Source organism: Pseudomonas sp. m6p (assembly GCF_055760375.1).
In genome coordinates this window covers 141,677-163,220 of sequence record NZ_CM147084.1, presented here as the reverse complement: position 1 = coordinate 163,220, position 21,544 = coordinate 141,677, and the positions used below count along the sequence as shown (strand labels likewise).

The window sequence follows — 21,544 nt, the reverse complement described above, 5'->3', positions numbered from 1 at the left end:
ATGCAATGGGAAGTCGTGATCGGGCTGGAGATTCACACTCAGCTCACTACCCGGTCGAAAATCTTTTCCGGTAGTTCCACCCAGTTCGGCTCCGAGCCGAACACCCAGGCCAGCCTGATCGACCTGGGCATGCCCGGCGTATTGCCGGTACTGAACCAGGAAGCGGTACGCATGGCGGTGATGTTCGGTCTGGCGATTGACGCCGAGATCGGTCAGCACAACGTGTTCGCGCGTAAAAACTACTTCTACCCGGACCTGCCGAAGGGCTACCAGATCAGCCAGATGGAATTGCCGATCGTCGGCAAGGGCCACCTGGACATCGCCCTGGAAGACGGCACGGTCAAACGCGTTGGCATCACCCGCGCGCACCTGGAAGAAGACGCTGGCAAGAGCCTGCACGAAGAATTCAACGGTGCCACCGGCATCGACCTGAACCGTGCCGGCACGCCGCTGCTGGAAATCGTTTCCGAGCCGGACATGCGCAGCGCCAAGGAAGCCGTGGCTTACGTCAAAGCGATCCACGCGCTGGTGCGTTACCTGGGCATCTGCGACGGCAACATGGCCGAAGGCTCGCTGCGTTGCGACTGCAACGTCTCGGTCCGCCCGAAAGGCCAGGTCGAGTTCGGCACCCGCTGCGAGATCAAGAACGTCAACTCGTTCCGCTTCATCGAGAAGGCGATCAACTCCGAGATCCAGCGGCAGATCGAGCTGATCGAAGACGGCGGCAAAGTGATCCAGCAGACCCGTCTGTACGATCCGAACAAGGACGAGACCCGTCCGATGCGCTCCAAAGAGGAAGCCAACGACTATCGTTACTTCCCCGATCCGGACCTGCTGCCGGTGGTCATCGAAGAGTCGTTCCTCGGCGAGGTGCGCGCCACTCTGCCGGAACTGCCACCGCAAAAGCGCGAGCGCTTCCAGAGCCAGTTCGGTCTGTCGGCCTACGACGCCAACGTGCTGGCCACCAGCCGTGAGCAAGCGGACTACTTCGAGAAAGTCGCAGCCATCGGTGGCGACGCCAAACTGGCGGCGAACTGGGTGATGGTCGAGTTGGGCAGCCTGCTCAACAAGCAAGGCCTGGACATCGAGGACTCGCCGGTCTCCGCCGAGCTGTTGGGCGGCATGCTGCAGCGCATCAAGGACAACACCATCTCCGGCAAGATCGCCAAAGTGGTGTTCGAAGCGATGGCCAACGGCGAAGGCACGGCGGACGAGATCATCGACAAGCGTGGCCTCAAGCAAGTGACCGACAGCGGCGCGATCTCCGCGGTACTGGACGAAATGCTCGCGGCCAACGCCGAGCAGGTCGAACAATACCGCGCGGCAGACGAAGCCAAACGCGGCAAGATGTTCGGCTTCTTCGTCGGTCAGGCCATGAAGGCTTCGAAAGGCAAAGCCAACCCGCAGCAAGTGAACGAACTGCTGAAAAGCAAGCTCGAAGGCTGATGCAAATGGGGCCAGACCTGAAGCCTGGCTCCATCCCCTGTGGGAACAATCCATGGCTGAAGGGGTTTTGTGGTGAGGGGATTTATCCCCTCACCACAGAAGCTGATCTCCACATTGGGTTGTTTCCACATTTGTTTTGTGGAGCTTTCGAATGAAACGCCTGCTCGGCGCCTGCGCCCTGCTCTCCTTGCTCGCCGGTTGCGCCAGCAACGACATCATCGACCCGCACGGTTACGACCAGACTGGCGTCGCTTCCTATTACGGTACCAAGCACCACGGTAAACGCACCGCCAGCGGCGAAGCGTTCAACCAGAATTCCCTGACCGCCGCCCATCGCCAACTGCCGTTCGGCACGCGGGTGAAGGTCACCAACCTGAAAAACGACAAATCCTGCGTTGTGCGCATCAATGATCGCGGCCCGCACACCCGTGGCCGCTTGATCGATGTCTCCCGTGAAGCCGCCGAACGCCTCGGCATGCTAGGCAGCGGCACGGCACGCGTGCGCATACAGGCCCTCGACGACTGATGGAGCGCTGACCATTTTTGCTCTGGCCGATTTACCGCTGATCAACGTGATCGAGTTGCTCAGCGGCCTGATCCTGTTGATCCTCGGCGCCGAACTGATGGTGCGCGCCGCGGTGCGTCTGGCCGCCCGCCTGCATGTGCGCCCGCTGATCATAGGCCTGACCATCGTCGCCCTTGGCAGCAGCGCCCCGCAGATGGCGGTCAGCCTGCAAGCGACCCTGACGCACAACCCCGACATCGCCGTCGGCAGCGTGATCGGCAGCAGCATCTTCAACATCCTCGTGACCCTTGGTCTGTCGGCGCTGATCATTCCGCTGCGGGTCTCGCGGCAACTGGTGCGCCTGGATATTCCGCTGATGATCGGCGCCAGCCTGCTGGTGTTTGTCCTCGCCTGGAACGAACAGATCGGTCGCTTCGACGGCGTGCTGCTGCTCGCGGCATTGGCGTTGTACCTCAGTTTGTTGCTGCGCCAGTCGCGGCACTCGGCGCGTCCGCATTCGCAATTGCCGCAAGCCCCGCAGGTGCCGTGGTTCAGCAGTCTGTTGATGATCGTCGTCGGTCTGGCGCTGCTGGTGTTCGCCGGGCATTTGCTGCTCGGCGCAGCGGTGGCGGTGGCGACGGATCTGGGCTTCTCCGAACGAGTAATCGGCCTGACCGTGGTCGCGGTCGGCACCTCGCTGCCGGAGCTCGCCACCTCGCTGATCGCCGCACTGCGCGGGCAGCGCGATATCGCCGTGGGCAACGTGATCGGCGCCAACCTGTTCAACCTGCTCGGGGTGCTCGGCGTTACCGCACTGTTCGCACCGACACCGTTGTCGGTCTCGCCCAACGCACTGGATTTCGACCTGCCGGTGATGCTCGGCGTCGCCGCGCTGTGCCTGCCGGTGTTCTATTCCGGCTATCGCGTGACCCGCGCTGAAGGTTTGTTGTTGCTCGGTTTGTACGCGGTTTACGGGCTGCACGTGGTGTCGTTCACCACCGGCATGCCACTGGCCGGCAAACTGGAAAAGCTGATGCTGTTTTACGTGCTGCCAACGCTGCTGGCGTTTCTGTTATTCACGTCCGTACGCGCCTGGCGCCGCCAACACCACAAGAGGGATGTGCCATGACCGATTCGCAGAAAACCGGGGTTGAAATCCGCCGTCAGGTAATGGGCGATGCGTTCGTTGATCGCGCGCTGGGCAACGCCACCGAGTTCACCCAGCCGCTGCAGGATTTCGTCAATGAACACGCTTGGGGCGGCGTGTGGAATCGCGAAGGTCTGCCACTCAAGACCCGCAGCCTGATCACCCTCGCCGCGCTGACTGCATTGAAGTGCCCGCAGGAATTGAAAGGCCACGTACGGGGTGCGCTGAACAATGGCTGCACGGTCGAGGAGATTCGTGAGGCGCTGCTGCATTGCGCGGTGTATGCCGGAGTACCGGCGGCGATAGATGCGTTTCGCGCGGCGCAGGAAGTGATCGACAGTTATCAGAAAAACTAAAAGATCGCAGCCTTCGGCAGCTCCTACAGGAGAACGCATTCCAATGTAGGAGCTGCCGCAGGCTGCGATCTTTTGATCTTGCCCTTCAGATCCACCCACCCCACTGCAACAGAAAGATCCCGATATTGGTGGTCACCGCCGCCATCAGCGTGGTCAGCACAATGATCGCCGCTGCCAGCTCATGATTGCCCTGCGCTGCCCGGGCCATGACGAAACTCGCCGCCGCCGTCGGGCTGCCGAAGTACAGAAACAGAATCCCCAGCTCCGCTCCGCGAAAGCCCCACAGCCACGCACCGAGCGTCGCCAGCACCGGCAAACCGATCATCTTCACCAGACTCGAACTGAGCGCCATGCTCCCGCTCTTGCGCAGCGCCGCTAATGACAGCGTGCCGCCAATGCAGATCAGCGCCAGCGGCAAGGTGGTTTGCGCCAGATACTGGCCGGAGGTTTCCAGCCAGCCTGGCAGGCTGATCTGGAAATACGCGAACGGTGCGGCGGCAATCACGCTGATGATCAGCGGATTGCTGAACACGCTTTTGCAGATGCTCCACGGATCGGACTTGATCACCGGGCTGTACACCGCAAGCACGATGGTCGACAGCGTGTTGTAGAACAGGATCACCAGCGCCGCGAGAATTGCCCCGAGGGAAATCCCGTAGTCGCCGTACATGCTCGCCGCCAGCGCCAGACCAATCACCCCGTTGTTGCCGCGAAACGCGCCCTGGGTGTAGATGCCGCGATCTTCACGCGGGCACTTGATGATCGCCCAGCCCCAGGCCAGGGCAAAACTCACCAGCGTGGCGACTGCAAAATAGATCAGCAGCGCCGGTTGCAGCGCGGCGTGCAGATCCGCATGCAGAATCCCGAGAAATAGCAGCGCCGGCATGCTGACGTTGAACACCAGCGCTGAGGCAGTGTGGATGAAGTTGTCGTTGATCCAGTCGATGCGCTTGAGCAACACCCCGAGGAACAGCATGGCGAACACCGGCGCGGTGATGTTCAGGGTTTCGAGGAAGATTGCCAGCATGCCGGGGGAGCCTTTGGGTGAGCGTCGTCAGGGCTTAATGATAAGCCACTGAGTTGCTGTTGAAGATCAAAAGATCGCAGCCTGCGGCAGCTCCTACAGTGGAATTCGCGTTTCCCTGTAGGAGCTGCCGCAGGCTGCGATCTTTTTTGGACTCAGGTAATCGGCGCCGGATTGAACAGGGTGATGTCGTTATGCAGCTTGTGCTTCTCCGCCCACGTCTGCTGCTTGCCGCTCGCCACATCCAGGTAATAGTGGAACAACTCCCAGCCCAACGCCTCGATGGACGCACGGCCGGTAGCAATCCGCCCGGCATCGATATCGATCAGATCCGGCCAGCGTTGCGCCAGCTCGGTCCGGGTCGAGACCTTGACCACCGGCGCCATGGCCAAGCCATACGGCGTGCCCCGCCCGGTGGTGAACACATGCAGGTTCATCCCCGCGGCCAACTGCAAGGTGCCGCAGACAAAATCACTCGCTGGCGTCGCGCAGAAGATCAAACCCTTCTGCTTGAAACGCTCGCCCGGGCCGAGCACGCCATTGATCGCGCTGCTGCCGGATTTGACAATCGAGCCCAGCGATTTCTCGACAATGTTCGACAACCCGCCCTTCTTGTTGCCCGGCGTGGTATTGGCGCTGCGATCCGCCTCACCCTTGGCCAGATAGCGGTCGTACCAGTCCATCTCGCGCACCAGTTCCTGCGCCACGGTCTTGGTTTCGGCACGGGACGTCAGCAGATAGATCGCATCGCGCACTTCGGTGACTTCGGAAAACATCACCGTCGCCCCGGCGCGCAGCAGCAAGTCCGAGGCATACCCCAACGCCGGGTTGGCGGTGATGCCGGAGAACGCATCGCTGCCGCCGCACTGCATGCCGAGGATCAGCTCGGAGGCCGGCACGGTTTCGCGGCGGCGCTGGTCAAGCTTCTGCAAACGGACTTCGGCCAGCGCCATGATCTGCTCGATCATCTCGGTGAAACCGTGACTGGAATCCTGCAGGCGATACAGCCATGGCTCGCTGAGATCGACCGAGGCATCGTCCTCATGCATCACCTGCCCGGCCTGCAATTTCTCGCAGCCCAGACTGATCACCAGCGCTTCGCCACCCAGGTTCGGGTTGCGCGCCAGATTGCGCACGGTGCGAATCGGGATGTAGGCGTCAGTCGCGGTGATCGCCACGCCGCAGCCGTAACTGTGGGTCAGCGCCACCACGTCATCAACGTGCGGATACTTCGGCAGCAGCTCGTCCTTGATGCGCTTTACCGCGTGGTCGAGCACGCCGGTGACGCACTGCACCGTGGTGGTGATCCCGAGAATGTTGCGTGTGCCGACGGTGCCGTCGGCGTTGCGATAACCCTCGAACGTGAAGCCTTCCAGCGGCGACTGCGCGGCCGGTACTTCGGTGGACAGCGGCAGGCTGTCCAGCGGCGGCGCGGTCGGCATGCGCAGTTGATCTTCCTTGACCCAGCTGCCACGCGGGATCGGCTGCAACGCGTAGCCGATGGTCTGGCCGTAGCGAATCACCTGGCCGCCCTCGGGAATGTCCTCGAGGGTGACCTTGTGGCTCTGCGGCACAAAGTCCACGGTCACCAGACCGTCCGGGAACTCGGTACCGGCCGGCACGCCCTGGTCGTTGACCACAATCACTACGTTGTCCCGCTCGTGCAGGCGGATGTAGCGCGGCGAGTCGGAATGTTCAATCAACTGCATGACGCCGCTCCTCAGGAATGCGCTTGAGACAATTTGCCGGTGATTTCAGAACCACCGTTGGTTGGCGGCTCTTTGAGCACCACACGTTTGATCGGGCCGACGATCACCAGGTAGCTGAACACCGCGACCAGTGCGTTGGCACCGACGAACACTAGCGCCCACTTGAACGAACCGGTGGAGCTGATGATGTAGCCGATCACGATCGGCGTGGTAATCGAAGCGAGGTTGCCGAAGGTGTTGAACAACCCGCCGCTCAGGCCAGCGATCTGTTTTGGCGAAGTGTCGGACACCACCGCCCAACCCAGCGCGCCTACGCCTTTGCCGAAGAAGGCCAATGCCATGAAACCAACGACCATCCATTCCACGTCAACATAGTTGCAGGCCACGATACTGCTCGAGACCAGCAAGCCGGCAATGATCGGCGCCTTGCGGGCGAAGGTCAGCGAATGCCCTTTGCGCAGCAGGTAATCGGAAATCACCCCGCCAAGCACGCCACCGATGAAACCGCAGATCGCCGGCAGCGAGGCAATGAAACCAGCCTTGAGGATGGTCATGCCGCGCTCCTGCACCAGGTACACCGGGAACCAGGTCAGGAAGAAATAAGTGATGCCGTTGATGCAATACTGGCCCAGATACACGCCGAGCATCATGCGGTTGGTCAGCAACTGACGGATGTAATCCCACTTCGGCCCGTCGGTTTTTTTGCCTTGCTTGACGTCCATGTCGACCATGCCGCCATTGTCGGCGATGAACTGCACTTCGGCTTCGTTGGCCAGCGGATGCTGACGCGGGCTGTGGATAACCTTGAGCCAGACCAGCGAGAAGATGATGCCGAGGATACCCATGACAATGAACACGTGCTCCCAGCCGAAGCGATACACGATCCAGCCCATCAGCGGCGCGAACAGCACAGTGGCGAAATATTGCGCCGAGTTGAAGATCGCCGAGGCCGTACCGCGTTCAGCGGTCGGGAACCAGGCCGCGACAATCCGTGCGTTACCGGGAAAGGATGGCGCCTCCGCCAGACCGACCAGAAAGCGCAGCATGAACAGCGCAACGATCGCCGTGGACATGCCGAATTCACCGACAAAGCCTTGCAGCACGGTGAACAGCGACCAGGTGAAAATGCTCAGGGCGTAGACTTTTTTCGAGCCGAAGCGATCGAGCAGCCAGCCACCGGGAATCTGTCCGGCAACGTAGGCCCACCCGAAAGCGGAGAAGATATAACCGAGGGTGACCGCGTCGATGCCGAGGTCTTTTTGCAGGCTGGAACCGGCGATGGCGATGGTCGCGCGGTCGGCGTAGTTGATCGTAGTCACCAGAAACAGCATGAGCAGGATCAAATAGCGGACGTGAGTCGGCTTGGACGATTGCATGTAGATGTACTCCCACTGATTATTTTTATGCGCGGGTGAATCTGTTGTGCTGCATGTATTCCCTGTAGGAGCTGCCGAAGGCTGCGATCTTTTGATCTTGATCTTCAAACAAATCAAAAGATCGCAGCCTTCGGCAGCTCCTACAGGGGTATTGCTTCAGGAGCCGATGTAGCTGGTCTTCACGACCGTGTAGAACTCTTGCGCATAGCGGCCTTGCTCACGTGAGCCATAGGATGACCCCTTACGGCCCCCGAACGGAACGTGGTAATCGACACCGGCGGTCGGCAGGTTGACCATCACCATCCCGGCCTGCGAATGGCGCTTGAAGTGGTTGGCGTACTTCAGCGACGTGGTGGCGATGCCGGCCGACAGACCGAACTCGGTGTCGTTGGCCATCGCCAGCGCCGCCTCGTAGTCGGCCACGCGAACGACGTTAGCCACCGGGCCAAAGATTTCTTCACGGCTGATGCGCATCGACGCTTCGCTGTCGGCAAACAGCGTTGGCGCGAGAAAGTAGCCTTCGGTGTCGCAGGTCACCAGACCACCGCCGCTGACCAGACGTGCACCTTCGGACTGGCCGATATCGATGTACTTCATGTCCTGTTCCAGCTGCGCCTGGGAAACCACCGGACCGATGTCGGTGCCGGATTTCAGCGCGTGGCCGACCTTGATCGACTGCATGCGCTCGGCCATGGCTTCGACGAACTTGTCATGAATCCCGGCAGTGACGATCAATCGGCTCGACGCCGTGCAACGCTGGCCGGTGGAGTAGAACGCGCTCTGCACCGACAGCTCGACCGCCTGCTTGAGGTCGGCGTCGTCGAGAATGATCTGCGGGTTCTTGCCGCCCATTTCCAGCTGAACCTTGGCCTGGCGCGACACGCAGTTGACCGCGATCTGCCGACCGACGCCGACCGAACCGGTGAAACTGATGCCATCAACTTTCGGGCTGTTGACCAGCGCTTCGCCGACCACCCGACCGCTGCCCATCACCAGGTTGAACACACCGGCCGGGAAGCCAGCGCGGGAGATAATTTCCGCCAGCGCCCAGGCACAACCTGGCACCAGATCGGCAGGTTTGAGCACCACACAGTTGCCGTAGGCCAGGGCCGGGGCGATTTTCCATGCCGGGATGGCAATCGGGAAGTTCCACGGGGTGATCAGACCGACCACACCGAGAGCTTCGCGGGTCACTTCAACGTTGACGCCCGGGCGCACCGACGGCACGTAGTCGCCGGACAGACGCAGGCATTCACCGGCGAAGAATTTGAAGATGTTGCCGGCGCGGGTCACTTCGCCGATGGCTTCGGGCAGGGTCTTGCCCTCTTCCCGGGCCAGCAGAGTGCCGAGTTCTTCGCGACGGGCGAGGATTTCCGTGCCGACTTTATCCAGCGCATCGTGACGGGCCTGGATGCCCGAAGTCGACCACGCCGGGAACGCGGCGCGGGCCGCATCGATGGCGGCGTTAACCTGAGTCAGGTCAGCCTTGGCGTAGTCGCCGATGGTGTCGCTCAGCTCGGACGGGTTGACGTTGGCCGAGTAGTCGGCACCGGCGACCCATTCACCGTTGATGTAGTTGTCGTAACGCTTGGAATCAGCCACAGAAAATTCTCCTCTCTACGCAAAAGCCGCTGATTGCTCAGCGGCCTTGTGGGTCGGTGTTTATTGCGCGCCTTGTTTGTCGATCAGCGCGGCGAGCATTTCGAATTCTTCGCCGGTCAGGTCAGTCAGCGGCGCCCGCACCGGGCCTGCGTCATAGCCGGCGATTTTCGCGCCTGCCTTGACGATGCTCACGGCGTAACCGGCCTTGCGGTTGCGGATGTCCAGGTACGGCAGGAAGAAGTCGTCGATGATCCTGGCGACGGTGGCGTGATCGTCACGGGCAATCGCGTGGTAGAAGTCCATCGCGGTTTTCGGGATGAAGTTGAACACTGCCGAGGAGTAAACCGGCACGCCCAGTGCCTTGTAGGCAGCGGCGTAGACTTCCGCAGTCGGCAGGCCGCCGAGGTAGCTGAAGCGATCACCGAGGCGGCGACGGATCGACACCATCAACTCGATATCGCCCAGACCGTCCTTGTAGCCGATCAGGTTCGGGCAGCGCTCGGCCAGTCGCTCCAGCAATGGCGCAGTCAGGCGGCAGACGTTGCGGTTGTAGACCACCACCCCGATGTTCACCGATTTGCACACCGCTTCAACGTGGGCGGCGACGCCGTCCTGACTGGCTTCGGTCAGATAGTGCGGCAGCAGCAACAGGCCTTTGGCGCCCAGACGCTCGGCTTCCTGGGCGTACTCGATGGCTTGACGGGTCGAGCCGCCGACACCGGCCAGAATCGGCACGCTGCTGGCGCAGGTGTCGACGGCAGTCTTGATGATTTCCGAGTATTCGCTGGCGGCCAAGGAGAAGAACTCACCGGTGCCGCCGGCGGCGAACAAGGCTGAAGCGCCGTACGGAGCCAGCCATTCCAGACGCTTGATGTAGCCGGCGCGGTTGAAATCGCCCTGCGCGTTGAAATCGGTGACCGGGAACGACAGCAGACCGGCGGAGAGGATGGACTTCAGTTCTTGTGGATTCATTATTCGAACACCCTGGGTAGCAACGTTTTTTGTGAGTTTTATGATTCAGCCAGCGCTGAAGTTGTAGGTCATCGTACAACTTAAAAGACAACCGTCAACTGCATTTCATCGTTGCCCCGCACTTTTTGTCGGACAAGATTCGATCTTGACGTAGGAAAAATCTGGTCTAGGCTCGACATGACTGTATATCCATACAGTTAAAAATAAATCCACCGACGACATATCAAGGAGCCAGAAATGTCCGGACTGCATGCAAAACCACAGGTACGACCCAAACCGGTCGTCGCTCGACTCGATGATCTTTTCACTGTAAAAGGCATTCGCTTCAACGCCGACAATCCGCATCTGCTGCTGCACATCGCCGACGCCCATAGCGATGTCGTACCAGCCGCCGCCCTCCCCGGCAACGCCTTGAACATTCGACCGCCACTGCGCTTCGAAGGCGCTGAACACACGGCCATCGGCGATAACACCCTGCTGCGCTTCAGTGAAAACGCCGAGCCGATTCGCGCGCAAAACAAGCCCTTGCACTTGCCCAATGGCCTTGCGCTGACCTACGGCCAGGTGGTGGCGCTGGCTGGAGATTTCTACGGCGTGGTCGATCGACCGATCAACGAAGGCGCGACCCCGGCTGATCGCCTGAATCGCTTCCACGCTGCATTTGATTCTCTCGCCGTGCTGCCGGCCTCACGCGCCGAGGCCACGCAGATTCTCGCGGTCATGCAAAAAGAGATCGACGCGGTTAAACAGGCGATCAAGGACGGTAAATCACCGCACGAAGCCTACGACGCGCTCGGAGATACGTTGTCCGAAGAGTGGAACAAGCTCACCGGCGGCGGCAGTTTCGTCTCCGCGCTGTTCCCGCTTGGGCGCTATCTGAAACTGGCGGCGAACAACGCCGACCACTTTGGTGAATGGGCCAGACTGGCCTACATCGCCGGCCACACCGCCGCCCTGCAAACCGCCGTCGCAGCCCGCGCCAATCACGATGAGCAGCAACTGGAACGGGCCTACGCGATGAACGCGTTTGCCGACCACTTCCTCACCGACCTGTTCTCTGCCGGCCACCTGCGTGTGCCACGCAAAGAGATGGCGGCGGTGGTCAGGCCGAGCGATCTCGGCTCGCTGGTCACCCGTTTCATGCACGACGAGGACAGCAAATTCGGCCTCAAGGTGCGCAACGCCCATGGCGATCAATGGCGCGCCTACGGCGACAAACGTTACTTCGACGCCAGCGACGCGGACAACCGCACCCAGGTCAATCTGGCGGTGCAGGCTTCGGCGGATGAAATCTTCGCCGCCTACCTCAGCGGCAACGTGCCCGCCCCTTCAACGTTTGCCGCGCTGCAACGCCTGCCGGATCTGACGGCGGTGCTGAATCTTTCCAGCAACTTCTCGCCGCTGTTCCGCGTCGAGGGCGGCAAGGTGCTGCGGCGCAAAGACGTGAACAACCTCAACGACACCGCCACCATCGATGACTGGTGGGGCTGGAGCACCTACCTGCTGCTCAAGGACTACCACCCGACGGGTAACGTCAATCAAGGAGAATGAGCAATGACGATCACATTGAAACTGGAACTGACGTCGGGGCAGTCGCTGCAGGGCGCGCCGCTGGAGCTGCTGGAGGACGGCAAGCCGATTGCGCGGGGGGTTGTGGATAAATCGGGAGAGGTGGCGTTTGCTGCCAAGCCTGGTAACGCGAAACTGGCAGTGAGGGTGGATCGCTCGATATTGCCGCGCTGAATTCACGGGCCTCTTCGCGAGCAAGCTCGCTCCCACCCTGGATTTTCGGCCAGCCCGATTGTGAGTTCAGCCGAGAATCATTATGGGAGAGAGCTTGCTCGCAAAGGGAATCGTTACCAAGACCGTTCGTCGAAACTGGTATTTCTTACAGGTTCCAGATCAATCCTCTGCCGGCTTCAATACCCAAGGAGTAAACGAACCGGCTCCGCCAGGCAACGCTGTAATGAGCATGCCTTCAACGGTTTGATGGATATTGAAACGGAGTTTGATCATGACTGCACACGCTAAAGCTTTGGCCGCGCCAAGTCTCAGGGAAGCAGAAAACGGAAAACTTTATGTTGGCAAACTGACAGGAGCTGCCCACGGAGAAGTGCTGCCCTACCCTAATGCATCTGTCGGTGACCACATTACTTTTCATGTAGTGACCACCTCCGGTAACACTCGGGAAGACCATCAAATACTCACGGAGCCCGAGGTAGGAAAACCAATCATTTTCCTAATCCCCAAAGATGTTTTTGAAAAGAATCTGACTCCTGAGGCCACTGCTGAACTTCGCTACAGCGTTACAAGTCGCGATCAGCCACCAAAGGCATCACCACTTCTTACCATTAAGCTGGAACGGTAACCTTTCACCCCTGCGCCTGTGCCTCTTCATGGGCCTGGCGCAGTCTTTCACGGCTGTTGGTCAAATGCAGGCGCATCGCCGCCCGCGCCGCATCGGCATCCTGGCGGGCAATCGCCTCGTAGATTTCCTCGTGCTCACGGCTCAGGCGGTTCATGTAGTGCTGCTGGTCATCATGGGCCAGGCGTGCCGAGTTCAACCGCGTACGCGGAATGATACTGGTGCCCAGGTGGGTCATGATGTCAGTGAAGTAGCGGTTGCCGGTGGACAGGGCGATTTCCAGGTGGAAGGCGAAGTCCGACGCTACCGCATCGCTGGCGTGGGCCACGCTGTCGTTCAGCGCATCGAGGGCGGCGCGCATGGTTGCCAATTGCTCGGGGCTGCGACGTTGCGCGGCAAGCCCGGCAGATTCGACTTCAAGGCTGATGCGCAATTCGAGAATGGCCAGCACATCACGCAGGGTGACGACAGTGGCCGGATCGATACGGAAACCGCTCGGGCTTGGCGTGTCGAGCACAAAAGTGCCAATGCCGTGGCGGGTTTCAACTTGACCGGCCGCCTGCAAACGGGAAATGGCCTCGCGCACGACGGTGCGGCTGACGCCATGGGCTTCCATGATCGCCGACTCGGTAGGCAGTTTGTCACCGCGCTTGAGCAGGCCATCGCGGATCTGCTCGCTCAGCACCGTCACCAGTTCCTGGGCCAGGCTGCGGCGCTTGCGCGGGAGGCGTGGGGTGTCGATCGGGTTTTCCATGGTCAACGTCTGGTCTCGAAAAATCGGCTTGGTGGGCATCATAGCGCAGGCGGGTTGTACGATCACTGTCGAGTCGAAACACCGCCCTTGTAGGAGCTGCCGCAGGCTGCGATCTTTGATCTTGAAAAACAACATCAAAAGATCGCAGCCTGCGGCAGCTCCTACAGGGGGATTTCTGTGGGTCAGGCGGTCACGGCCTGTTCCACCAGATGCCCGCTGTCGATCCGTACATGCCGTGGGTGGAAGCGCTTGAGGCTGCTGCGGTGGCCGACGCTGACGATGCTCAGGCCCGGCAACTGATCAATCAGCGCCTGATACAACGTTGCCTCATCCTCTTCATCCATCGCCGACGTCGCCTCGTCCATGTACAGCCATTGCGGTGCGTAAAGCATCGCGCGGGCGAAGGCCAGGCGTTGCTGCTCACCCGGCGACAGCATGCGCTGCCAGTGATTGGCTTCGTCCAGACGTGCGACCAGATGCGGCAGACGGCAAGTCTCCAGCACCTGCGCGTAACGCTCTGGCGCGTAGGTGTCGCCCGGTTGTGGATAACTCAAGGCTTCGCGCAGGGTACCGATCGGCAGATACGGCTTCTGCGGCAGGAACAGATAACGCGCTGCCGGCAGACGAATAGCGCCGTGGCCCGCGGGCCACAAGTGCCCCATCGCCCGCAACAGCGTGGACTTGCCGCTGCCGGAACGACCGCTGAGCATCACCCGCTCGCCGGGCTCTACCGTCATGTCGGCATTGGTCAGCAGGTGACGACCATCGGCCAGGTCCAGGCCGAGGTTGTGCACTTGCAATTCGCTGCCTTGGTTTTGCACGTCGATGGCCGGGCGGCGCTGTTCGTTATCGGTCATGGCCTGACGGAAACTCAGCAGACGATCACAGGTGGCGCGCCAGGACGCGAGGCTCTGATAGGCGCTGATGAACCAGCTGAAACTCTCCTGGACGTTGCCGAATGCCGAGCTGATCTGCATCAGTTCACCCAGCTCGATCTTGCCGGCGAGGTAGCGCGGCGACGCCACGATAAACGGGAAAATGATCGCAGCCTGGCTGTAACCGGCAGTGAAGAACGTCAGGCGCTTGGACACTTTCATGATGTCCCAGAAGTTGTGCCAGACATTACCGAAGCGACCGCTCAAACGACGATTTTCGTTCGGCTCGCCGTTGTACAACGCGATGCTCTCGGCATTTTCACGAATCCGCACCATGGAAAAACGCAGGTCGGCTTCGAAGCGTTGTTGTTGGTTGTTCAGGCCGATCAAGCGGCGACCGATCAAGTGCGTCAGCCAGCTGCCCACCACGGCGTAGACCAGCACGCACCAGAACATGTAGCCGGGAATGGTGATGCCATAGACCTCAATGCTGCCCGACACGCCCCACAGAATGATCGAGAACGACACCAGGCTGACGATATTGCGCAGCAGGCCGATCCCCAGCTCAAGGGTATTGGAGGTGAAGTTATTGAGGTCTTCGGAAATCCGCTGGTCCGGGTTATCGGTGTAACCGCCCTGCTCCAGCTGGTAGTAATTCTTGTCGGCGAGCCAACGGGAGAAATGCTTTTCGGTGAGCCAGGCCCGCCAGCGAATCGTCAGCATCTGGGTCAGATAAAGCCGGTACACCGCACCGACAATCGCCACCGCTGCAATCGCGCAGAAATACAGAATCAGCTGCCAGAACGCCGCTTCATCTTTCTTCTGCAGCGCGTTGTAGAAATCCTTGTACCAGGTGTTGAACCACACCGAGATCCCCACGCTGAGCAACGACAGCGCAATCACCGCAATCAGCAATGTCCAGGCCTTGCCCTTCTCTTCGCTGCGCCAGTAAGGCGTGATGATCCCCCACACCTTGCGAAAAAACTGCCCGCGCACAGCATCGTTGACCGCGGAATATTCAGCGTTCTGATTCATGGAAAAGGCTCGATAAAGAAAAGAACAGACACGCACCGATCATAGTTGATCGGTGCGCGTTATCGCGAGGGCTGGCGATGGCCGTTCAGCGCAGGTTCAGCGCAGGTTCAGCGACGAACCGGGCGCTTCTGCAGTTTGCGCTGCAGGGTGCGGCGGTGCATGCCCAGGGCGCGGGCAGTGGCGGAGATGTTGCCTTCATGCTCGGTGAGCACGCGCTGGATGTGCTCCCATTGCAGACGGTCCACCGACATCGGGTTTTCCGGCACCAGGCTGTCGAGGTCGGCGTGTTCGGAGAGCAGCGCAGCCAGCACGTCGTCGGCGTCGGCCGGTTTGCACAGGTAGTTGCAGGCGCCGCGCTTGATCGCTTCGACCGCCGTGGCAATGCTCGAATAACCGGTGAGGATCACCACGCGCATTTCCGGGTCCAGTTCCAGCAGCTTGGGCAGCAGCACTAAACCGGAGTCACCGTCCATTTTCAGGTCCAGCGCGGCGTAGTCCGGCAGGTCGGCCTGGGCGATGGTCAAGCCTTCTTCGGCGGAGCCTGCGGTACTCACGCGAAAGCCACGGCGGGCCATGGCACGGGCCATTACTCGGGTGAAGGTCGCGTCGTCGTCGACCAGCAGCAGATGCGGCAGTTCTTCGCCTTCGACTTGGATTTCGTCACTCATGTTGGTCTCCTCGGGCGCCGTGGGGCAGGCGCAGCTCGGTGAGCGTGCCGCCTTCCTCATGACTATAGAGTTTCACTGAGCCGCCGGCGCGTGTCACGCTGGCCTTGCTCAAAAACAGGCCCAGGCCGAAACCTTTGCCCTTGGTGGTAAAAAACGGTTTGCCGATCTGCTCGGCGATGGCCAGCGGCACACCGGCACCGTGGTCACGAATGCTGATGGTCACGGTTTCCGCGTCCCAGTCCAGCGTCACCTGAAGATTTTCCGGGCAGGCGTCGGCGGCATTGTTCAGCAGATTGAGCAGCGCCTGGGTCAGATCCGGCGGCGGTGCCATGCGCGGGACTGTGCCCTGGCCGAGACGCTGGAAGCGATAACTGGCTTCCGGACGCATCAGGTGCCAACGGTTCAGCGCTTCGTCGAGCCATTGGGTGACGTCCTGCATTTCCACGGCCATACGGCGGTTGGCTTCGGCGGCGCGCACCAGTTGTTGCAACGTTTCTTTGCACAGCTTGACCTGATCCTGCAGCACTTTCAGATCGTCCTGCAACATCGCGTCGGGGTGATCCTGCTGCATTTCCTTGAGCAACACGCTCATGGTTGCCAGCGGCGTGCCGAGTTCATGCGCGGCGCCAGCGGCCTGGGTGGCGACGGCCAGCAATTGCTGATCGCGCAAGCCTTCTTCGCGGCGAATCGCGCGCAATTCTTCCTGACGGCGCAGCTCTTCGGCCATGCGCGCAGCGAAAAACGTGATGACCGCAGCCGCGAGGGCAAAACTCAGCCACATGCCGTAGATCTGCAGGTTCTCGCGGGCCACCGGCAGGGTTTCCAGCGGGTAGAACCGCGTCAGCATCACGGTGTAGAGCGCCAGCGCGATACCCGACAGAATCACCGAATAACGCCACGGCAGCGTCACCGCCGCGATGGTCAGTGGCACCAGATAGTAGGAAACGAACGGGTTGGTCGAACCGCCGGAGAAATACAGCAACGCACTGTGGATCACCAGATCGCACGCCAGTTGCAGCGCATATTCGAGTTCGGTCACCGGCCACGACGTACGCAGTCGCACGGCGGTGAACACGCACAGAAGAATCGAGCAGCCGAGGGTCATCGCCAATTGCACCCACGGCAACGGCAACAATTGCAGCCAGTAGGCCAGGCCGACGGACCCGGCTTGCGCGGCGAGCACCAGGGTGCGGATGAACGTCAGCCGCCAGAGGTTCTGGCGAGTGGCGGAAGTCAGTTGTACGGGGGCGAGCATGAGCTCTCCTGATGAGCGCTCCAGGCGGATCGCACGGAGTATAACCAAGCCGTGCCTTTGAGAGGCGAAAGTGCGGCAAATGACCACATGGCGCTGCCGGAAAATTCAGCTACCTCACATAGCTGTCCGAGATCAGTGTGGTGAGGGGATTTATCCCCGATGGGTGGCGAAGCCGCCCCAAACCCTGCAATCCGTTTTTCACAGGCAGACCGCATCTGCTGAATTGCGACTGCTTCGCAGCCGATCGGGGCGGTGCGACGTTTCGCTAAATCCCCTCGCCACAAAGAGCTTGCGGCGTGCGGCCATCTGTATAGAAGTTGTAACTGGGCGAACCGCAGCACAGAAGCTAGAGTCTGATGGTTTCACGCAGGGACGAACCAACACCTGCGCATTATTCAAGGAGCCTTCATGCACACCTTTCGCCGCAGCGCCGCCCTTCTCGCCCTGACCGTCGGCAGCATCGCCAGCCTTCCGGCGCTGGCCGCCGATGAGCTGCACTACAACCAGATCTCCCTGCGCGCCGAAGTCAGCCAGGAAGTGGCCCGCGACCTGATGATCGTGACGCTCTACACCGAAGCGCAAAACACCGACCCGGCCAAACTCGCCGCCGACGTCAGCACCACCATGAACAAGGCGCTGGCCCAGGCCAAGCAAGTCAAAGACATCACCCTGCGCCAGGGCAGCCGCAACAGCTACCCGATCTACGACACCAAGGGCCAGAAAATCACTGGCTGGCGTGAACGCGCCGAACTGCGCCTGGAAAGCGCCGACTTCGCCGCCCTGTCCAAACTCACTGGCGAACTGCTGACCGACCTGAAAATGGGCGGCATGGACTTCGCCATCGCCGAGCCGACCCGCAAGGCCAGCGAAGACAAACTGCTCAAAGAAGCCGTCAGCGCCTTCAAGGCCCGCGCGCAACTGGCCACCGACGCACTGGGCGGCAAGGGCTACAAAATCGTCAACCTGAACCTCAACAGCAACGGCTACCCACAACCGTACATGCGCGCCCCGATGATGATGAAGGCCGCCGGCATGGCGGATTCGGCACCGGTCACACCGGAAGTCGAAGCCGGCACCAGCCAGGTCAGCCTGACAGCGGATGGCTCGATTGAAGTGCTGATGCAGTGAATTGATGCTTGCTGAATGAGAAACCGGCGATCAGTGAATGATCGCCGGTTTTTTTGTGCCCGGGATTTGTGTTGTTTGATCTGACGCCTTCGCGAGCAGGCTCGCTCCCACATTTGAAATGCGCACTCCTGTGGGAGCGAGCCTGCTCGCGAAGAACGATAACGCGGTCTCAAGCCTGCTGATCAACCCGATCCAGCGCCCGATTCACCGCCAGCTCAGCGAGCATGATGATCTGCTGAATCGCCAACGCCGTATTGCGCTGCGGGCGACTGAGCTGATCGGCGAAATCGCTGGCCATGGTGTTGGCCGAGGCCAGGGACTCACAGGCGTGGGCCAACAGACTTTCCGTGTCGATGCCCGGATGGACGAGGAACATCGAGCTGGGTGGGCGCGGTTTTGTGGCTTCGGGGCTGAGGTAGAAATCGAGGGCACGCTTGATCGCTTCGCGGTTTTTTGCGAGGTCTTCGGCGTGGAGGGCTTCGGTGAGTGGGGTTGTGGGTTCGAGCGGTGGATCTGGGACCGGTTTGGACATTGATAGCGTTCCTGATCAATAGCCATTCACTCGCCGTTCTCACGCGGCGGAGTGGTGGCAGCAATGTGCGGGGTGAGAAACCGGTAGGAACAAGCCCGGCCGGACCGAAGCCCGCCCGCACACAGCCGCCATAGAATATTGCAGCAGCAGAAATGCCGGCGGCAATTATGGTGGTACTGATTGTGGATTAACAGTTCCTGCGGGTTCTCACACCCGATCGCTGAGTTTTCAGCGACAGCCCAAGGCTAGAGAGCTGACGTCCGAGGGACAACCTGAAAACCTTGTGGGATGGTTCTGGTTATCCCACACACCTTTAAACACAACCCCACTCTCTGTAGGAGCTGCCGAAGGCTCGGGCCGCGTTCGGACGACCTTTTGACTTTGGCTCTCACAACTCAAAAGCAAGATCAAAAGATCGCAGCCTTCGGCAGCTCCTACAGGAGAACTCAGAGTATTCAATCAAAGTCAGGTCGGCTGTCAGGCCGCCATCGCTGGCAAGTCGCCGCAACCGCTTTTCACCACTCAACACGATGAGCGTTAGCTCGAGTACCGCTTTTGATCTGAGGGCCCGTCGGCAGGCTGAGTGGAGGGGTTTATCCGGGGGTGGGAGCGCAGCGACCGTTTGGCGCAGCCAAACACAGCGAGAGGAGGTGCAGCGAAGCAAACCGTAGGCGCTGCCCCCCGGATGAATCCCGGAGCGAAGGAACCCGAGCCTAGGCGAGGGCCGAACGTCAGGGTAAAGCCCTTTGGTTACTTTGGGGCGTTTGCCAAAGTGACCCGCCGTCAGGGCGGAACCCTAAGTGGCCGTTACCGCAGCAACGGATATGTACCCGACAAAAGCCGCCACATATACCGAGATAGACATCTCAACAGGAAAAACGATATTTCCGAACACACCCAAATCCCCGCTACCCTGAAAAACACAACCACCTCCAATCGACCCGGGGACTCCATGGAAAGATTCACCCTAAAACCACTACTAATCACCCTCGCACTAACCGCCATAGCCCCAATCGCAAACGCAGCAACAACCCTGGTCTACTGCTCCGAAGCCAGCCCCGCCGGCTTCGACCCCAGCCAATACACCAGCGGCACCGACTTCGACGCCTCCGCCGAAACCGTCTTCAACCGCCTCACCCAATTCCAGCGCGGCGGCACCGACATCGAACCCGGCCTGGCGACAAAATGGGACGTCTCCAACGACGGCCTGCAATACACCTTCCACCTGCGCCAAGGCGTGAAATTCCACACAACGGAATACTTCACCCCGACGCGCGACTTCAACGCCGACGACGTGCTGTTCACCTTCCAGCGCCTGCTCGACCCGGACAACGCCTTCCGCAAGGCCTACCCCGCCGAGTCCCCGTACTTCACCGACATGGGCCTGAACACCACGATCAAATCAGTGGAAAAACTCGACGACAACACCGTGCGCTTCAACCTGAACAACGTCGACGCCGCGTTCGTGCAAAACCTCGCCATGAGCTTCGCCTCGGTGCAATCGGCCGAATACGCCGCCCAACTGTTAAAGGAAGGCAAAGCCGCCGACCTCAATCAGAAACCGGTGGGCACCGGCCCGTTCGTGTTCAAGCGTTACCAGAAAGACGCGCAGATCCGCTACGCCGCAAACAAGGACTACTGGAAACCCGAGGACGTGAAGATCGACAACCTGGTGTTCTCGATCACCCCGGACGCCGCCGTCCGCCTGCAGAAACTCAAGACCGGCGAATGCCAGGTCAGCGGCTACCCGCGCCCGGCCGACATCGAAGTGATGGAACAAGACCCGAACCTGCGCGTATTGAAGCAGGCCGGTTTCAACCTCGGCTTCCTCGCCTACAACACCACGCATCCGCCGCTGGACCAGCTCAAGGTCCGTCAGGCGCTGGACATGGCCATCGACAAACCGGCGATCATCAAAGCCGTCTACCAGAGTGCCGGGCAACTGGCGCAGAACGCCTTGCCACCTGCGCAATGGTCGTATGACCCGAACATCAAGGACGCGCCGTACGACCCGGTGAAAGCCAAGGCGCTACTCAAGGAAGCCGGGGTTGCACCGGGTACCACCACCAATCTCTGGGCGATGACCGTGCAGCGCGCCTCCAACCCGAATGCGCGGATGTCGGCGCAGATGATCCAGCAGGATTGGGACAAGATCGGGATCAAGGCCAACATCGTCAGCTACGAATGGGGCGAATACATCAAGCGCGCGAAAAATGGCGAACACGACGCGATGATCTATGGTTGGACAGGTGACAACGGCGACCCGGACAACTGGCTCGGCGTGCTCTACAGCTGCGCGGCAGTCAAGGGCAGCAACTACGCCAAGTGGTGCGATCCGGCCTACGACAAATTGATTCAGCAGGCCAAGGTGTCCACGGATAAAGCGCAGCGGGTAAAACTGTATCAACAGGCGCAACTGATCCTTAAACAGCAGGTGCCGATCACGCCCATTGCCAACTCCACGGTGTTCCAGCCGCTGCGCAAGGAAGTGAGCGACTTCAAGATCAGTCCGTTTGGCCTTACACCCTTCTACGGCGTGGGTATAAATAAGTAACACCGAGCCCCAAGGCGGCGCGCACAACGTGACCAACGCACCGTTTTGGGGCCTCGTTTGCACCGTAAAAAACGGCCGCAAACGGTCAAATGCGTCAACTCTTATACAAATGCGACATTAAGGTACGTTCGTGCCACGCTTTGAGGCCGGCAGTCGCTCTGGATCTTGCATTGGGTATGGCCCCTGCATAAGTATCCGCAGGCACGACTCACGAGGTCGTACCTCAATATTAAAAAATGAC

The 21,544-nt window shown here is 60.4% G+C and carries 19 protein-coding genes; 9 read left to right on the top strand and 10 right to left on the bottom strand.

Features of this window, described 5'->3' with window-relative positions; translation table 11 throughout:
- The 4 genes from gatB to ACYZUM_RS00685 all read left to right on the top strand — a co-directional run bounded on the left by gatB (position 1) and on the right by ACYZUM_RS00685 (position 3,454).
- Entirely contained in the window at positions 1 to 1,446 is a 1,446-nt protein-coding gene (gatB, locus tag ACYZUM_RS00700) for an Asp-tRNA(Asn)/Glu-tRNA(Gln) amidotransferase subunit GatB (RefSeq protein WP_041072816.1), read from the top strand.
- 151 nt (positions 1,447 to 1,597) lie between these two features.
- Entirely contained in the window at positions 1,598 to 1,972 is a 375-nt protein-coding gene (locus ACYZUM_RS00695; protein WP_108181675.1) for a septal ring lytic transglycosylase RlpA family protein, read from the top strand.
- Positions 1,973 to 2,018: 46 nt separating this feature from the next.
- Positions 2,019 to 3,080 carry a calcium/sodium antiporter gene (locus ACYZUM_RS00690; protein ID WP_108181674.1) on the top strand — a complete coding sequence of 354 codons (1,062 nt, stop codon included), beginning with the start codon at positions 2,019 to 2,021 and terminating at the stop codon, positions 3,078 to 3,080.
- Complete coding sequence (locus ACYZUM_RS00685) at positions 3,077 to 3,454, top strand: carboxymuconolactone decarboxylase family protein (RefSeq protein ID WP_007966091.1); 378 nt, start codon at positions 3,077 to 3,079, stop codon at positions 3,452 to 3,454. The genes ACYZUM_RS00690 and ACYZUM_RS00685 overlap by 4 nt, the downstream gene beginning before the upstream one ends.
- 85 nt (positions 3,455 to 3,539) lie before the next feature.
- Here the strand turns inward: ACYZUM_RS00685 and ACYZUM_RS00680 are convergent, their stop codons facing one another.
- From ACYZUM_RS00680 to kdgD, 5 genes are all read right to left on the bottom strand, one after another.
- On the bottom strand, positions 3,540 to 4,481 hold the full coding sequence (locus tag ACYZUM_RS00680) for an AEC family transporter (protein ID WP_041072811.1): 942 nt from the start codon (positions 4,479 to 4,481) through the stop codon (positions 3,540 to 3,542).
- A gap of 152 nt (positions 4,482 to 4,633) precedes the next feature.
- Entirely contained in the window at positions 4,634 to 6,187 is a 1,554-nt protein-coding gene (gene garD, locus ACYZUM_RS00675; RefSeq protein WP_041072809.1) for a galactarate dehydratase, read from the bottom strand.
- An 11-nt stretch (positions 6,188 to 6,198) separates the two neighbouring features.
- Positions 6,199 to 7,563: an MFS transporter gene (locus ACYZUM_RS00670; protein WP_108181673.1), complete on the bottom strand. Its 1,365-nt coding sequence runs from the start codon at positions 7,561 to 7,563 to the stop codon at positions 6,199 to 6,201.
- A 156-nt stretch (positions 7,564 to 7,719) separates the two neighbouring features.
- The gene (locus tag ACYZUM_RS00665) at positions 7,720 to 9,165 is read right to left on the bottom strand and encodes an aldehyde dehydrogenase family protein (RefSeq protein WP_108181672.1); all 1,446 of its coding nucleotides are present in this window, start codon (positions 9,163 to 9,165) and stop codon (positions 7,720 to 7,722) included.
- A gap of 60 nt (positions 9,166 to 9,225) precedes the next feature.
- On the bottom strand, positions 9,226 to 10,137 hold the full coding sequence (kdgD, locus tag ACYZUM_RS00660; RefSeq protein ID WP_041072803.1) for a 5-dehydro-4-deoxyglucarate dehydratase: 912 nt from the start codon (positions 10,135 to 10,137) through the stop codon (positions 9,226 to 9,228).
- A gap of 237 nt (positions 10,138 to 10,374) precedes the next feature.
- Here kdgD and ACYZUM_RS00655 point away from each other — a divergent pair, with 237 nt between their 5' ends.
- The 3 genes from ACYZUM_RS00655 (at position 10,375) to ACYZUM_RS00645 (ending at position 12,505) form a co-directional block, all read left to right on the top strand.
- Positions 10,375 to 11,688: a phospholipase gene (locus tag ACYZUM_RS00655; RefSeq protein ID WP_142580040.1), complete on the top strand. Its 1,314-nt coding sequence runs from the start codon at positions 10,375 to 10,377 to the stop codon at positions 11,686 to 11,688.
- Between the two features lie 3 nt (positions 11,689 to 11,691).
- Positions 11,692 to 11,880 (top strand): hypothetical protein, encoded by a 189-nt coding sequence (locus ACYZUM_RS00650; RefSeq protein ID WP_041072799.1) that lies wholly within the window; start codon positions 11,692 to 11,694, stop codon positions 11,878 to 11,880.
- 271 nt (positions 11,881 to 12,151) lie between these two features.
- The gene (locus tag ACYZUM_RS00645) at positions 12,152 to 12,505 is read left to right on the top strand and encodes a hypothetical protein (RefSeq protein ID WP_108181670.1); all 354 of its coding nucleotides are present in this window, start codon (positions 12,152 to 12,154) and stop codon (positions 12,503 to 12,505) included.
- 4 nt (positions 12,506 to 12,509) lie between these two features.
- Here ACYZUM_RS00645 and ACYZUM_RS00640 read toward each other — a convergent pair whose 3' ends face one another.
- From ACYZUM_RS00640 to ACYZUM_RS00625, 4 genes are all read right to left on the bottom strand, one after another.
- Positions 12,510 to 13,256, bottom strand: coding sequence for a FadR/GntR family transcriptional regulator (locus tag ACYZUM_RS00640; RefSeq protein ID WP_186448505.1), 747 nt, complete (start codon positions 13,254 to 13,256; stop codon positions 12,510 to 12,512).
- Between the two features lie 182 nt (positions 13,257 to 13,438).
- Positions 13,439 to 15,166: an ABC transporter ATP-binding protein/permease gene (locus ACYZUM_RS00635; RefSeq protein ID WP_041072797.1), complete on the bottom strand. Its 1,728-nt coding sequence runs from the start codon at positions 15,164 to 15,166 to the stop codon at positions 13,439 to 13,441.
- 107 nt (positions 15,167 to 15,273) lie between these two features.
- The gene (locus ACYZUM_RS00630) at positions 15,274 to 15,834 is read right to left on the bottom strand and encodes a response regulator transcription factor (protein WP_003221630.1); all 561 of its coding nucleotides are present in this window, start codon (positions 15,832 to 15,834) and stop codon (positions 15,274 to 15,276) included.
- On the bottom strand, positions 15,827 to 17,089 hold the full coding sequence (locus ACYZUM_RS00625; RefSeq protein WP_027610820.1) for an ATP-binding protein: 1,263 nt from the start codon (positions 17,087 to 17,089) through the stop codon (positions 15,827 to 15,829). Before ACYZUM_RS00625 ends, ACYZUM_RS00630 begins: the two co-directional genes overlap by 8 nt.
- Before the next feature lie 408 nt (positions 17,090 to 17,497).
- On the opposite strand from ACYZUM_RS00625, the gene ACYZUM_RS00620 reads away from it, so the two are divergent.
- Positions 17,498 to 18,217 carry an SIMPL domain-containing protein gene (locus ACYZUM_RS00620; RefSeq protein ID WP_027610819.1) on the top strand — a complete coding sequence of 240 codons (720 nt, stop codon included), beginning with the start codon at positions 17,498 to 17,500 and terminating at the stop codon, positions 18,215 to 18,217.
- A gap of 169 nt (positions 18,218 to 18,386) precedes the next feature.
- Here the strand turns inward: ACYZUM_RS00620 and ACYZUM_RS00615 are convergent, their stop codons facing one another.
- Positions 18,387 to 18,749: a DUF6124 family protein gene (locus ACYZUM_RS00615; protein WP_108181667.1), complete on the bottom strand. Its 363-nt coding sequence runs from the start codon at positions 18,747 to 18,749 to the stop codon at positions 18,387 to 18,389.
- A gap of 952 nt (positions 18,750 to 19,701) precedes the next feature.
- On the opposite strand from ACYZUM_RS00615, the gene ACYZUM_RS00610 reads away from it, so the two are divergent.
- Positions 19,702 to 21,303 (top strand): ABC transporter substrate-binding protein, encoded by a 1,602-nt coding sequence (locus ACYZUM_RS00610; RefSeq protein WP_108181666.1) that lies wholly within the window; start codon positions 19,702 to 19,704, stop codon positions 21,301 to 21,303.
- The last annotated feature ends 241 nt before the right edge of the window (positions 21,304 to 21,544 follow it).